We start from the raw sequence: 13,149 nt of genomic DNA on the forward strand, positions 1-13,149 counted from the left end.
CGCCCAAGGCTCGGCTCAGTCGTCCAAGAGGCGGCCATAACCGTCGTATTTCACCCCGCCCGCCAAGATGAAGATGCCATCCAGCCAAGACCACAGCAGCCCGACCCCGCACATCGAGGCGAAAAGCTGCAGCGAGCCGTGGGCCGCATAGCCCAGATAAAAGCGGCCGATGCCGGGGATGAGGTTCAAGAGTCCCGCCACGACGCGGCTCTTGTCGCTCTTCGGTACCGCCCCCGGCGATGCCAGCCAGTCTTTCTGGGTGCGGAAGGCGGTGTACTCAAAGCGGGCCGGGCTCGGAGGAACCGGCAACGTGGGCGGGCTGAATTCGCGGCCCCTTTCCAACGGGGCACCGGGCCGCGAGGAGGGCACGGGGGGCGGCGTGGCCTCCGCCTCGCCCTCCTTCAGCACCCGCCGCAACTCCGCGACCTGCTCCGCCGGGCTCCAATCCGAAAGGCCCGGCCGCCAGACGTAGGTGTCCGTGCCGATCACCCCGTCCCGGCTCAGCTCCTCCATCTGCTCGAGCGTCAACGGACCAAGCTGGCCGTAATGCCCGACGTAGAACCACTCTGTCCCGCTGTGTTCCGCCATCACCTGCGCCACGTATTGGCTTGACACTGCATTCTAGCCAAGCGTTGCAAGAGCCTCGGGACGCGACCCCCCGGAGCGCGGGCGCCCCCGCCCGCAACCCGGTCGGCGGACGTCCCGTCCGCAGATCCTGGTGCTCGCCCCTTCCTTCCAGTTTTAGAGCTCAGCGACCCCCTCCCCATGCCTGGGGAGGGGAAACACCCTCGCCCCTCTGGGGGAGAGGGTCGGTGACCAGAGGGAACCGGGGTGAGGGGACTCGCCAAATCCAGCGCCAGACCCTCCCCCTGACCCCCTCCCCAAGCTCGGGGAGGGGGGAGGAACGCCTGGCAAACGCAACCGACCACAGAACCTCACCCCCCAACCCCCTCCTTCGCAGGAGGAGAGGGGCCTCCGGAGGCGGGGGCCCGTTCCGGGTGGCTTGACCTAGTATCTTAGGGCGGCATGTCCGTCCGCGTCCGTTACGCCCCGAGCCCGACTGGAAGCCCCCACGTCGGGAACATCCGCACCGCCCTCTTCAACCACCTCTTCGCCAAGCACCACGGCGGGTTGCACATCCTGCGCATCGAAGACACAGACCGCACTCGGCTGGTCGAGGGTTGCGAGGCGGAGATCATGGAGAGCCTGCGCTACGTCGGGGTCGAGTGGCAGGAGGGCGTGGGGGTCGGGGGGCCGCACGGGACGTACCGGCAGAGCGAGCGCAAGGAGGCGGGGGTCTATGAGCCGCACTGGCGGCGGATGCTGGAGGACGGCACGGCCTATTGGGCGTTCGACACCCCCGAGGAGCTCGAGGCGATGCGCGAGTTCCAGCAGATCAACAAGCAGCCGACCGGCTACTTCGGCGGCGAATGGCGCGAGGCCACCCCCGCGCAGGTGGAGGCGGCCCAGGCGGCGGGCAAGCCCGGCGTCATCCGGCTCAAGGTGCCGCGCGGCGAGCGGATCGTGCTGGACGACGCCATTCGCGGCCGCATCGAGTACGACTCGAACGTGGTGGACGACCCCGTGCTCATCAAGGCGGACGGCATGCCGACCTACCACTTTGCGGCCATGGTCGACGACCACCTGATGGAAGTCACCCACGTCTTTCGCGGCGAGGAGTGGATCAGTAGCGCCCCTAAGCACCTGGTGCTCTTCAAGGCGATGGGCTGGGAGCCGCCGGTCTTCGTCCACGTGCCCGTGATCAAGGGCAAGGACGGCTCGAAGCTGAGCAAGCGGCACGGCGACACCGCCTGCCTCGACTACCGCCGGGCCGGCTACCTCAGCGCGGCGCTCGCGAACTTCATCGCGCTCATCGGGTGGGCGCCGGGCGGTGACCGCGAGGTGATGTCGATGGACGAGATGGCCGAGGCGTTCGATGTGCGCGGCATCCAGCCTTCGCCGGGCGTCTTCGACCGGGACAAGCTGGACTGGATGAACGGCCAGTACATCCGGTCGATGGGCGCCGAGGCCCTGATGGACGAGGCGGTCGCCTATGCAACGCGCGACGAGACCCAGCGGTACTGGCACAACCGGGTCGGGGCAGAGGGCGAGCCAGACCCGGTGCTCAAGGCGAAGGCCCTGGAACGGCTGGCAGCGGTGGCAGGCACCGACCGCGCCTATGCGCTGGAGGCCGTCCGACTGGAGCAGGAACGGGTGACGACGCTCGCCGAACTCGGCCCGGCATGCGAGTTCTTCTTCGTCGAGGAGGTCGATTTCGACCCGAAAGCGGTGGAAAAGTGGTTTGGGGAGCCGCACGTGCCCGCGCTGTTCGAGGCCATGTTGGGCAAGCTGGGGCAGACCGACCAGGCGTGGACGGTCGAGGCATGCGAGCGGCTCGTCCGCGACGGACAGGCGGCGGTCGGCCTGGAAAAGCTCGGCCCCGCCGTCCACCCAATCCGAGTCGCCCTCACCGGAAAGACCGTCGGCCCCGGTCTCTTCGAACTCATGGCGGTCTTAGGTAGGGAGCGCATGCTGGCACGGTTGTCGAAGGCCACAGGGCGTCTCTTATGATCGGCCGACGCCTTTGAGTGGCCTGGCGACGAAGCGATGCGGCGGAGCATGTATCTCTATGTGACAGGCTCGTTCGACGACGAGTGCCTTGGCTACACGACTGGCGGCCGCTACACGGAGGAGAACAAGTCCAGGCTTGTCTGGCAAGGGCAAGTCGGTAAGTATGGGCTCTGGATCGACGCCGAGACCGGCGAGCCGCTCAGCATGATCGCCGTTAAGTCCACCTCTGCCACGGTTCCCCACGCCTCAACCAACACGGCCGCCGGCGAGCCAGTCGCGACTGAGAAGGCGCAGGAAGCGCCAGCACGACTTGATAAGCACAAGTCCAGGCCGATTCCGCGGGTGAATACCCGCTCGGCGCAGCCGCCGACTCGTTGACCTCGAGGCTTGACCCAGGCAAGAGCACTCCGACCCTGGTCGCCCTACTCATGGCTGGGACGGCCATCCATCTCAAGCGCAGAGCAAAAGAAAAGCGTGGCATGGAGTAGGGCCGGAGAGTGGCCGGCCCTACTCGGATTTCGTGGTTGCCCCCTAACCGTCTGAGCGACCTGCTTGCTCTGGGGTCACTTGACCTCAGCCGACTTCCCGTCGCTCAACACGTTGGGCGGCGGAGGGTCATCGGGGATGTCGCTCTTGTGGTTCTTTTCGGTGGCGGCGTTCATCTCCTTGGAGACCTCCGCCGAGTAACCGGCGTTGGACGACTCCTCACCGCACCCAGCAACGAAGGCGGCGGCAAACGCCGCCGCCACGATCCATACGAACTTTCTCATCGAAGGTCGTAAAGGTACTTGTCGCCGTCATACGCGCGGCCACCGTAGTTCGAGCGCACGTCGCATCCGTCCACCAGCCGCCCCAGCGAGACCGGCTTGGCGTGGCTGTCCACGAAAGTCGCCATGAACTGGCGCGTGAACCAGGGCCAGGCGCCGCCGAACTCGCGCCAGCTATAGGGAGCGCGGCCGGTCTGGTTCACCACCCAACCGCCGTAGCTGTACCACTGGTTGACGTCGATCGGCACCAGCCAGTTGCCCGCCGAATCGCGCACGCAGGGCGCCTCGACGACCCAGTTCCCGCCGCCTTCCGGCACGCCGGAAGCCGAGTTGCGGTCCCAGATGGATTCCACGCCGAAGAGCGTGTCCGCCTGCGATTCGATCTGCGAGCTGTTCACGGGCTTAGAACCCGCAAGCCGGTTCACCGGATCGTAAAGCCAAGGAGAAAGGAACGAATAGTTCATCCCCACGTGGCTGCGAGAGGCCATCGCGTAGTAGTAGTTCGGGTGCCCCTTCGGATAGGGGGCGTTCGTGTACGGGTCGACCGCGAGCTTGTCCTCCTTCGAATAGGGGTCGACCGGCACGCGCCAGATCTCCCAGCTCTTCGTGTAGGGCATGACCAGTTGGACCCAGATCTGGTCGTTCGGATAGTTCGGGTAGCCGCAGCCCCAGCAAGCGCCCGACCCCGTGCGGGACCGCGCGTCCATGTTGCAGGGAGGCAGGCCGTCTTGGTTGTCGGCCATGTATTGGACGACAGCGATGTTCGCCTGCTTGAAGTGCTGTAGCCACAGCGATTTCTTTGCCGCGCTCTTTGCCTGGGCGAAGACGGGGAAAAGAATGGCCGCGAGGATCGCGATGATCGCGATCACGACAAGCAGTTCTATTAAAGTAAAGCCTTTTCGGCGCATGATGACTTCCTAGGTTGAATCTGACTGTTCAGCCTAAAGGCCTATTATGACGCGAGAAGTGAACCAAATGCCCACCCTTCCTATGGTTCACGTGTAATTACCTGGACTTGCGGGCACTTTTTGCAGTGGCGTTAAACTGCTGCCTATGCAGCCGGTAGGGTTCATCGGGCTCGGTGTGATGGGCGGCCCTATGGCGGGGCACCTCCTTTCCGCGGGTTGGCCCGTGACGGTCTGGGCGCGACGGCCTGAATCCGCCCGGCCCCTTGAAGCCCAAGGGGCAAGGGTCGCCCCTGACCCCGCCTCCCTAGCCCGCGAGGTGGAGACGGTCGTCCTCTGCGTCAATCGGTCGGAGGACGTCCATTCCCTGCTGGACTCCCTGCTCCCGGCCCTCCCACCCAGATTTCTCGTCGTCGACCACTCCACCATCGCCCCTGCCGCGGCGAGGGAGGCCCACGCCCGCTGCTCCCAATCGGGCGGCGCGTTCTTGGACGCGCCCGTGACCGGCGGCTCGATGGGCGCCCAAAAGGGCACACTCACCGTCATGTGCGGGGGCGAACCAGACGTTTTCAACCGGGCGAAGCCCGTCATGGAGCCCTACAGCGCGCGGATAGAACGAGTTGGCGGCCCGGGAGCGGGCCAGACCACCAAGGCCGCGAACCAGATCGCCGTCGCCGGGTCCCTCATCGGTCTTTGTGAGGCCCTCGCCTTTGCGCGCAAGTCCGGACTGGACCTGGAAACCACGCGCGCCCTGCTCGCCAGCGGCGCGGCCGGCTCCTGGGCCATGGACAACTACGGCCCTAAGGTCGTCGAGCGCGATTGGTCGCCCGGCTTCTCCATCAAGAACCAGCGCAAGGACTTCGAGTATGTGGTCAATACGGCGCAAGAGACCGAAGCGGCCGTCCCCGCGACCCAGCTTGTCGACGCGCTGCTCGCAAAGTTGGACGAAGCGGGACACGGCGAATGGGCGACAGCCGCCCTGTTCGAGGCCCTTCTGGGCATGGGGTTCGAAAAGTGACGACGCTCGCCCTGGCGCTCGCCCTCGCCCGGTTCGACCCGGCCGACCACCTTTTCCAAAAGGCGATCGCCGCCTATAAGGAGTTCGAGGTCGGGGCGGTGGTCATGAAGCGGCGAAGCAAGGGGTGGGGCGGGCCGGAGACGGTCGAGATGACTTATCGCTTTATCCGCGGAAAAGGGGCCGCGCTGCGGCTCTTCGGCAAGGAGTCGACCGAGTTCATCGCCACCCAGCCCGCGCTCTATGAGGTCGCGCACGCATCGCAGAAGTACTACGTCGAGGAGGCCAAAGGCCAGCGCGTGGTCGCCGGCCTCCGTTCAATGGCGAGTTGGATCGAGCCCGTGGCGACGATGTACGAAGACCCCGACGCGGTGGCCACCTGGTTCAAGGAGATCGGCCCGCCCGCCGACTGGCGACCGTCCAGAGCCGTGAAAGAACCGGGCTTCTGGCTCGAGAAGAAGACGCCCGAGGCCCTCCTTCGCATCGCCTTCGACCTCCAGACCGGCTACCTGACCGCGTTCGAATCCACCGGCTCCCTCTCCTCGCTCTCCTACACCTTCATTGTCGAACCGCGCCAGCCCGACGAAATCCGGCTCGGCCCGCCCATGACCTACGCCAAGTCGGCGTATCCCCGGTTCACGATCGTCCCGCCTGTCTACGGCTCGAAGGACGCGCAGCGCACCGCCGAAAAGCTCTTCAAGCTCTACGAACAACCCAAGAAGCTGGCCTACAAGTCCAAACGCTCCGGCGAGGTCGTCGACGTTTACGTGATGGAAGGCAAGGTCCGGATGGTCGACAGCCTCGCGGACTGGGCTTACGACGGCAAGCGGCTCACGATGTTGGACAAAAAGGCGGGCGTACTCGTCACCGGCGAGGCCAAGATGGCCGAAGCGGCAGAGGCCCCCTCAAAGGCCGGCACGCGGTTGGAGACGCTCTTGCAGACTCTGGCGCGCGGTGAGAACCCGATGCGCCTGATCTACGGCAACCACTCCCAGATCAACTACCTCGGTACGACCACGATCGACGGCGAGAAGGCCGCGATCCTCCGCGTATCCTATCCGCCCCAAAGGGAGGTGTCCGGAAGCCAGGACACCATGACTCTGATCATCGCCGAGCGGGACGGGTTCCTCTTCGGCGCATCCAGCGCGCAGGCTCAAAAACTGGGAGGGGCCGCCATGGCGACCCGGTATTCCCGGATCCCCATGCGGCCCGCAGACCTCGCCGTCGCGGCGCCCAAGGACGCCCGAAAGCAGCCCCTCGCTACTTATTTATCAACGAGCCCGCCGAGGCCTCGAACAGCTTTGTAGCCTCGACCACGGCGAAGTCAGGCTCGCCGTACCGGTTCGCGACGGTCGTCACGTCCGGCGCGATGCCAATGCCTTCGATGCGGAGCCCCTTGACCGTCACGTAGTCGGTCACCGGGTACTGCAGCACAAAGCCTTGGGCCAGCGGCCGCATGTAGGACGCCAAAACCGCGCCCGCCGACTTTGAGCCGACGACCTTCGCGCCCAGGTGGTCCCGCATGGCTGCGGCGAACATCTCGCTCGCCGAACCGGTGGCCCCGTTCACCAGCACCACGACCTGGCCCGAGAAGCGCGACTTCTGGGGGATCGCGCGGAGCTTGTCCGGCGCCCAAGCCGCGACCGGGCGTACGTCCTTGCCCGCGACTTTGCCCGTCGCCTTCTCATATTTCTCGACGAGGGACTTGTCCACGAACGTGCCGAGCGCCTGCTCAGGCTTCAGGAAGTAGCCGCACAGATCCAGCAGGTTCCGCACGGCGCCGCCCCCATTGTTGCGGAGGTCCACGATGAGGCGGTCAGAGCCCATCGCCTGCTCCATCAGCGCGTTGACGTTCTTCGAGCTGTAGCCAATGTCGAACGTCGGGACAGTCAGGAGGGACGTTTTCGCGTCAAGCTTCTGAAGCGTCTCCGGGATCACAGTCGAAAACTTGCGCCGCTCGACATCGAGCAAGAGCCGCTCACTCCCGCGCACGACGTCGACCTTCGCCCGGGTGCCTTCCTTGCCCGCGAGGTCCGCGGGGGTGCGAACGGCCTTGCCGTCGGCCCCGACGATCAAGTCGCCCGCCTGGATCCCCACCTCTTCGGCAGGGCTCTTCGGGAAGACCGACATCACGCGGATCCCTGTCGGCTCCAACTGGATGCGGACTCCGATGCCCACCATGTTCTGGTTCACCCGGGAACTCGCCATCACGGGAGAATAGAGGACGATGTGGCTGAAACCGTACTCGCCCAGCGCCTGGTTGACCTCGCGTGTGAAGTCCACTTGCGTCTTGGCGGCGTCAAGGTCGGACCTGTGCTTCTCGACCGTCTCGTCCCACTTGGAGAAGTCGACCCCCGGCACATAGGCCTGCTTCTTGATCATCTCGCCCATCGACTTCAGGACCTCGGCCTTCTGTTCGGCCGTGATCTCCGGGCTTTGATCCTGCTGGGCGACAGCGGGGACGTTGAATAGGGCGGCCGTCAAGGCCGCGGCAAAGGCAAGGCGGGGAATTTTCATCGTGGAGACCAAAAGGGGTTGTTCCACCCTTTTTACGGAAAACCTATCGCCGACAGTGCCCCGTTCCCCCAGACCGCCTGTAAGTGTCCGAAAGACCCGTAGAGTCGCTGGTCATTTGAAGCGGAAGAGCCGCAGCGCGACTTCGAAATAGATCACGAGCCCGGTCGCGTCCACGAACGTCGAGATGAAGGGGGCGCTCATCACAGCCGGGTCGATGTTCAGTCGCTTCGCGGCCAGCGGGAGCAGGGAACCCACCGTCGCCGCCCAGGTGACGACCAACGGAAGGGCGACTGCGACGATCGCGCTGATCTGGAGGCCGCTGTTCCAGCCAAAGTAAGCCCGAAGGAAGCCGGCGACCCCCAGGCTCCCCCCGATCATCAGGGCGACGGTCATCTCCCGGACGAAGACGAGCCAAGCGTCGCGCAACTCCACCTCTCCAACCGCCAGACCACGGGTGATCGTGGTCGTGACCTGGGAACCGCTGTTGCCCCCTGCGCCCAAGACCAAGGGGATGAAGGGGATCAGCAGCCCAATCCCCTGAGGGTCGCCCTCGACCAGGTTCGTATAGTGCCGCATCACCCCGCCCGTCAGGGTTTCCGCGACGAAGAGGATCAGCAACCAGGGAAAACGACGCTTGTAAAGCTGCCAGGGGCTGAGCGAGATGTACGATTCCACAGAACCCGTGACCGCGCCGAGGGCGAGGACGTCCTCGGATTCCGCCTCGCGCAGGACGGTCTGCGCATCGTCGCCTGTGAAGAGGCCCACCATCCGGCCCCGCTCGTCGATGACCGGCAGCGAGTAAAAGCCGTAGCGGGCCATGCGGCGGGCTGCCTCTTCGTCCCGCTCTGAGGCGTGGGCGACGATCGGCTCCGGGTTCATCACCTCGCGCGCCAAAGCGCCGGGTTCCGCCCGCAGGGCCCGGCGCAAGCTGAAGACGCCCTTCAAGAAGCGGTCCTCGTCGACGACGTAGACATCGTTGACCGTCTCGTACTTGTCCTCGCTGGCCAGGCGGAGGTCGTCCATGATCGACTGCATCGTCGCGTCCGGACTCGCCTCGAAGAACTTTTCCGTCATCGCCCGGCCGACGCTCCGCTCCGGGTAGTAGAGGAGGCGGCGGATCTCACGGGCGTCTTCCGGCGGGATCAGGTTCAGGAGGACGTCGAAGCGCTCGTCCCCCAGTTCCTCGTGAAGGTCGATGGCGTCGTCCATCGGGAGGACGTCCAGATAGACCGCAAGGACCTCGTCGGGAAGGTCGGCGGCCAAGCCCCGCGCCGTTTCGGTCGGCAGCTCGACCATCACATAGCCCGCCTTGAGCGAGTCCATCTGCTCCAAGAGCGCCCGTCCCTCGTCCCGGGAAAGCCGCTCCAGGGCCGCCGCCAAGTCCTCAGCCCTTTGACCCGCCAGTTCTTGGCGCAGCTCCGCGCCCCCCTCTTCCTGATGCAGAAGGGAGCGCAAGCGGTCGCTGAGGGCAACGGGATCGGCCAACCCGGCAATCTTAACGCCCCGGCCACTTCGGTCTCTCGGACCGGTATAAACATTTGGTGCTTGAGGCGTTCGTCGCGGGGCTCGACGAGTCCAATCTGGTCCCGGCCGGGTGCCGGGTCCTCGTTGGGTACAGCGGCGGGCCCGACTCCACCTGTCTCCTCCACCTCCTCGTCCGAGCCGGGCGCGACGTTGTGGCCGCCCATCTCCACCACGGGCAGCGGCACGAGGCCGACGAGGAGGCCGAACGGTGCTCCGCCTTCGCAGAGGGCCTTGGAGTGCCCTTCATGGCCGGCCGGGCAGACGTGCCGCTGATGGCGCGGTCGCTGGGACTCAGCTTGGAGGAGGCGGGGCGGAGGGCCCGCTACGCCTTCTTCGACCAGGCGATGGCATCAACCTCCTCCCAGCGGATCGCGACGGCCCACACCGCAGACGACCAGGTCGAGACGATCCTCCTGAACCTAACCCGGGGCACCGGCCTCACGGGGCTGCGCGGCATCCCCCTCCAAAGGGGCCCCATTGTCCGCCCCCTACTCCGCTTCTCCCGCGCCGAGACGGTGGCCTACTGCCAGGAATACGGCCTCTGGACCCACGACGATCCCGCCAACCACGACCTCGCCCACAGTCGGGCAAGGATGCGGCACCGCGTGGTGCCAGAACTGGAGCAGATCAACCCTTCACTCAGGACCGGCTTCGCCCGGCTCGCCAGCTTGGTCGAGCGCGAGGACGAGTTCCTGAACGCAATGGCCGCGGCCGCGGCGGAGCGGTGCGAACGGCACCTGAACGGAAGCCTCCGCTTCCTGACCCTGAACGACGAGGTCGCCTTCGACCTTGCCGCAGTGGCCCAGGAGCCGCCCGTGTTGCGGGCGCGGCTTCTGCGCCTGGTCGCCGACGCGCTCGGGCGTCCACCGGAGTTCGACTGGGTGGAGGCGGCGCTTGGGAGCCTCATGGCCCATCCGAAGGGTTCCTTGACCCTTTCCAACGGTGGGCCCCGATTGACCTGGAAGGACGGGCTGCTGCACTTCCAGCGCCTCGACGAGAACCCGCCGTTCTCCTTCCCGTTCCAAATCCCGGGCGAAGCCGAGAGCCTGCAAATGGGGTGGCGCTTCACCGCTTCCAAGAACGTTCGGAAAGAGCCTCCTGCAAGCCGGCTCGAGGAGGTCGCCGACGCCGAGAAACTCGTCCCCCCGCTGAGCCTGCGAAGCGTCCAGCCCGGAGACCGCATAAGCCCTTTAGGGCTCGGTGGAACAAAACTGGTCTCCGACGTCTATCAAGAAATGGGTTTGACCGAGTTCGCCAGAAGCCGGTTGCCGATCCTCTCAGACGCGGACGGAATCGTCTGGGTCCCCGGCGGAAGGCTAAGCGAGCGAGTCAGAATCACCGAGCATACGACTCAGGCGGTGCGTTTACACTTTGGTCCGTTGGACTGAGCACCCTGGGCGAGCCCGGAACGGGTGGTTTATGTCAGACGTAGGTAGATCAACGCACACTCCCGGGCAAGGGTTGTTGGAGTAGATTTGAACAAAGGAGCGCAAGTTCTCGTTTTCAGCGTCTTGGCGCTGTTGGTCGTGATCATCGGATTGAGCGTGATCAGCCCGCCGTCCGCCCTCGGGTTTGCCGCGAAACAGCCCCGCAGGCTCCAGATCTCCGAGTTCCTTACAGAGGTCGATGCGGGCAATGTCAAGTCCGCCAGCTGGCAGCAGCAGAACATCTCGGGCGAGCTCAAGGGCGACGAGCGCTATACGGTGCGGGCCTATCCGCCCGAGACCGACGCAGGCTCGAACCTTCTCGCGAAGATGGAGACCAGCAAGGTCGAGGTCAAGATCGAGGAGCCGCCGCCGGCCCAGACGATCCTGCCGTTCGTAGGCATGTTCCTTGTCCCGATCTTGTTCTTCGCCCTCATCTGGCTCTTCCTGAACCGCGCCGCCCAAGCCGGCGGTAACCAGGCCATGAACTTTGGCCGTAGCAAGGCGAAGCGGGCCGGAGAACAAAGCCCCAAGATCACGTTCGAGGACGTGGCCGGCATCGAAGAAGCCAAGGCCGAGCTCTACGAGATCGTCGACTTCCTTCGCAACACGAAGAAATACGTCGCCCTCGGCGCGAAGATCCCGAAGGGCGTGCTCCTCACCGGCCCCCCCGGCGTGGGCAAGACCCACCTTGCCCGGGCCATCGCCGGCGAGGCGGGCGTGCCGTTCTTCCACATCAGCGGCTCTGACTTCGTCGAGATGTTCGTGGGCGTCGGCGCGGCCCGGGTCCGCGACCTCTTCGAAACCGCCAAGGCCCACCGGCCGTGCCTGATCTTCATCGACGAGATCGACGCCGTCGGCCGCCAGCGGGGCGCCGGACTCGGCGGGGGCCACGACGAGCGCGAACAGACCTTGAACCAGCTTCTGGTCGAGATGGACGGCTTCGACCCCAACACGGGCGTCATCATGATCGCTGCCACGAACCGGCCGGACGTGCTCGACCCGGCGCTCCTGCGCCCGGGCCGCTTCGACCGTCAGATCGTGGTCGATCCCCCCGACGCCAACGGCCGCGAGCAGATCCTCCGGATCCATGCCAAGGGCAAGCCCGTGGCGAGCGACGTCGACCTTTCCGTCATCGCAAAGCGGACGCCAGGCTTCACCGGCGCGGACCTCGCGAACGGCCTCAACGAGGCCGCCCTGCTGGCCGCACGGCGCAACCGCGCCAAGGTCCACATGGACGACGTCGAGGAAGCCCTCGACCGCGTGATGGCCGGTCCCCAGCGCAAGAGCCGCGTCATCGACGCCGACGAGCGCAGGACCATCGCCGTCCACGAGGCGGGACACGCGATCGTTGGAGAACTCCTCGAACACTGCGACCCCGTCCACAAGGTCACGATCCTGCCGCGGGGCATGTCGCTGGGCTCCACCTGGCAACTCCCCGAAAAAGACTCTTACCTCGTGACCGAGGCCGAGCTCTTGGACGATGTGAGCGCCCTGCTGGGCGGGCGCGTGGCCGAGGAGATCGTCTTCAACCAAGTCACCACCGGGGCCTCGAACGACCTCCAGCGCGTCAGCTCCATCGCGCGCGCCATGGTCACCGAATACGGCATGAGCGACAAGCTCGGCACGCTGGCTATCGGGCGTCGGTCGCGGAACCCGTTCTTGGGTCGCGACTACAGCGAGGACAGGGACTACAGCGAGGACATCGCGCGACAGATCGACGAGGAAGTCCGAAACATCGTCGAGCACTGCCGACAGCGCTCCTTCGACCTCATCACCCAGAACCGTGAGAAGCTCGACCAGGTCGTCGACGCGCTCCTGGAGCATGAGACGCTGGACCGCGAGCAGTTCTTGGCCGTCATGGCCGGCAAGTCGGTTCCTGCGCGCAGCCCCGCTGAACCGCCCGAGGCCGAAGCCACCGTCAACAAAGAGAACGAAAAGCGTTCCTCGACGGGGACGTCCCCTCGTCTAGAGCCCGACCCTGCTTAAGCACGGACACACCGTGTAGGCCGTATCGCCCATCCGGTATGATGGCCGCGTTAAGCAAGGTTCGGGCGCTGGATGAACGTCGAGGAACTATACGAACGCGCGCTTAGCCTTCGGCACGAAGGGCGATATCCGGAGGCGCAGGCCGCATTTCAGGAAGTCTTGGGCAAGGCCCCTTTCCACACAAAATCTCGTTGGCAACTCGCTTTGATCCAAGGGTTTTTGGGTGACTTTGAAGGGTCGTTGGAAGCCTTGCGCACGCTCGCTTTCGAGGAGCCCGACGACCTTGACGTGCGGTACGACCTCGGCATGACCTACATGATGCTGGCCATGAACGAGGAGGCCTGCGCCGAGTTCTCCGCGATCCTGGCCGTCGACCCGAACCACGAGAACGCCAGGCGCCAGATCGTCTACTGCTGACCTCAGGCTAAAATCTGCGC

12 protein-coding genes are annotated in these 13,149 nt (G+C 65.5%); 7 read left to right on the forward strand and 5 right to left on the reverse strand.

From position 1 onward, the window contains the following. Positions 1–15 precede the first annotated feature (15 nt). On the reverse strand, positions 16–615 hold the full coding sequence (locus tag KF733_12145) for a DUF4339 domain-containing protein (protein QYK55746.1): 600 nt from the start codon (positions 613–615) through the stop codon (positions 16–18). 411 nt (positions 616–1,026) lie between these two features. Between KF733_12145 and KF733_12150 the strand changes: the two genes are divergently transcribed. Next, positions 1,027–2,571 carry a glutamate--tRNA ligase gene (locus KF733_12150; protein QYK55747.1) on the forward strand — a complete coding sequence of 515 codons (1,545 nt, stop codon included), beginning with the start codon at positions 1,027–1,029 and terminating at the stop codon, positions 2,569–2,571. A gap of 36 nt (positions 2,572–2,607) precedes the next feature. Beyond that, complete coding sequence (locus KF733_12155; GenBank protein QYK55748.1) at positions 2,608–2,949, forward strand: hypothetical protein; 342 nt, start codon at positions 2,608–2,610, stop codon at positions 2,947–2,949. Positions 2,950–3,134: 185 nt separating this feature from the next. On the opposite strand, the gene KF733_12160 is transcribed toward KF733_12155, so the two are convergent. Together KF733_12160 and KF733_12165 are read right to left on the reverse strand one after the other, a co-directional pair. After that, positions 3,135–3,341 (reverse strand): hypothetical protein, encoded by a 207-nt coding sequence (locus KF733_12160; GenBank protein QYK55749.1) that lies wholly within the window; start codon positions 3,339–3,341, stop codon positions 3,135–3,137. Next, entirely contained in the window at positions 3,338–4,246 is a 909-nt protein-coding gene (locus KF733_12165; GenBank protein QYK55750.1) for a prepilin-type N-terminal cleavage/methylation domain-containing protein, read from the reverse strand. Before KF733_12165 ends, KF733_12160 begins: the two co-directional genes overlap by 4 nt. A 145-nt stretch (positions 4,247–4,391) precedes the next feature. On the opposite strand from KF733_12165, the gene KF733_12170 reads away from it, so the two are divergent. Both KF733_12170 and KF733_12175 read left to right on the forward strand, forming a co-directional pair. Continuing rightward, the gene (locus tag KF733_12170) at positions 4,392–5,261 is read left to right on the forward strand and encodes an NAD(P)-dependent oxidoreductase (GenBank protein QYK55751.1); all 870 of its coding nucleotides are present in this window, start codon (positions 4,392–4,394) and stop codon (positions 5,259–5,261) included. Further along, positions 5,258–6,565 carry a hypothetical protein gene (locus KF733_12175; GenBank protein QYK55752.1) on the forward strand — a complete coding sequence of 436 codons (1,308 nt, stop codon included), beginning with the start codon at positions 5,258–5,260 and terminating at the stop codon, positions 6,563–6,565. Before KF733_12170 ends, KF733_12175 begins: the two co-directional genes overlap by 4 nt. Here KF733_12175 and KF733_12180 read toward each other — a convergent pair. Together KF733_12180 and mgtE are read right to left on the reverse strand one after the other, a co-directional pair. Further along, entirely contained in the window at positions 6,519–7,775 is a 1,257-nt protein-coding gene (locus KF733_12180; protein QYK55753.1) for a PDZ domain-containing protein, read from the reverse strand. The two genes, KF733_12175 and KF733_12180, sit on opposite strands and share 47 nt — an antisense overlap. Positions 7,776–7,886: 111 nt before the next feature. After that, entirely contained in the window at positions 7,887–9,260 is a 1,374-nt protein-coding gene (mgtE, locus tag KF733_12185; GenBank protein QYK55754.1) for a magnesium transporter, read from the reverse strand. Between the two features lie 56 nt (positions 9,261–9,316). On the opposite strand from mgtE, the gene tilS reads away from it, so the two are divergent. The 3 genes from tilS (at position 9,317) to KF733_12200 (ending at position 13,129) form a co-directional block, all read left to right on the forward strand. Continuing rightward, positions 9,317–10,687: a tRNA lysidine(34) synthetase TilS gene (gene tilS, locus KF733_12190; protein QYK55755.1), complete on the forward strand. Its 1,371-nt coding sequence runs from the start codon at positions 9,317–9,319 to the stop codon at positions 10,685–10,687. Positions 10,688–10,810: 123 nt separating this feature from the next. Next, complete coding sequence (gene ftsH, locus KF733_12195; GenBank protein QYK57171.1) at positions 10,811–12,712, forward strand: ATP-dependent zinc metalloprotease FtsH; 1,902 nt, start codon at positions 10,811–10,813, stop codon at positions 12,710–12,712. 72 nt (positions 12,713–12,784) lie between these two features. Next, positions 12,785–13,129 (forward strand): tetratricopeptide repeat protein, encoded by a 345-nt coding sequence (locus KF733_12200; protein QYK55756.1) that lies wholly within the window; start codon positions 12,785–12,787, stop codon positions 13,127–13,129. The last annotated feature ends 20 nt before the right edge of the window (positions 13,130–13,149 follow it).

Source organism: Fimbriimonadaceae bacterium, from assembly GCA_019454125.1.
Classification (GTDB): Bacteria; Armatimonadota; Fimbriimonadia; order Fimbriimonadales; family Fimbriimonadaceae; genus JALHNM01.

Bases quoted from the DNA above. Each gene is read 5' to 3' on its own strand.
- KF733_12150 (QYK55747.1), top strand. From the start codon at position 1,027: ATGTCCGTCCGCGTCCGTTACGCCCCGAGCCCGACTGGAAGCCCCCAC.
- KF733_12155 (QYK55748.1), top strand. From the start codon at position 2,608: ATGCGGCGGAGCATGTATCTCTATGTGACAGGCTCGTTCGACGACGAG.
- KF733_12160 (QYK55749.1), bottom strand. From the start codon at position 3,341: ATGAGAAAGTTCGTATGGATCGTGGCGGCGGCGTTTGCCGCCGCCTTC.
- KF733_12165 (QYK55750.1), bottom strand. From the start codon at position 4,246: ATGCGCCGAAAAGGCTTTACTTTAATAGAACTGCTTGTCGTGATCGCG.
- KF733_12170 (QYK55751.1), top strand. From the start codon at position 4,392: ATGCAGCCGGTAGGGTTCATCGGGCTCGGTGTGATGGGCGGCCCTATG.
- KF733_12180 (QYK55753.1), bottom strand. From the start codon at position 7,775: ATGAAAATTCCCCGCCTTGCCTTTGCCGCGGCCTTGACGGCCGCCCTA.
- KF733_12200 (QYK55756.1), top strand. From the start codon at position 12,785: ATGAACGTCGAGGAACTATACGAACGCGCGCTTAGCCTTCGGCACGAA.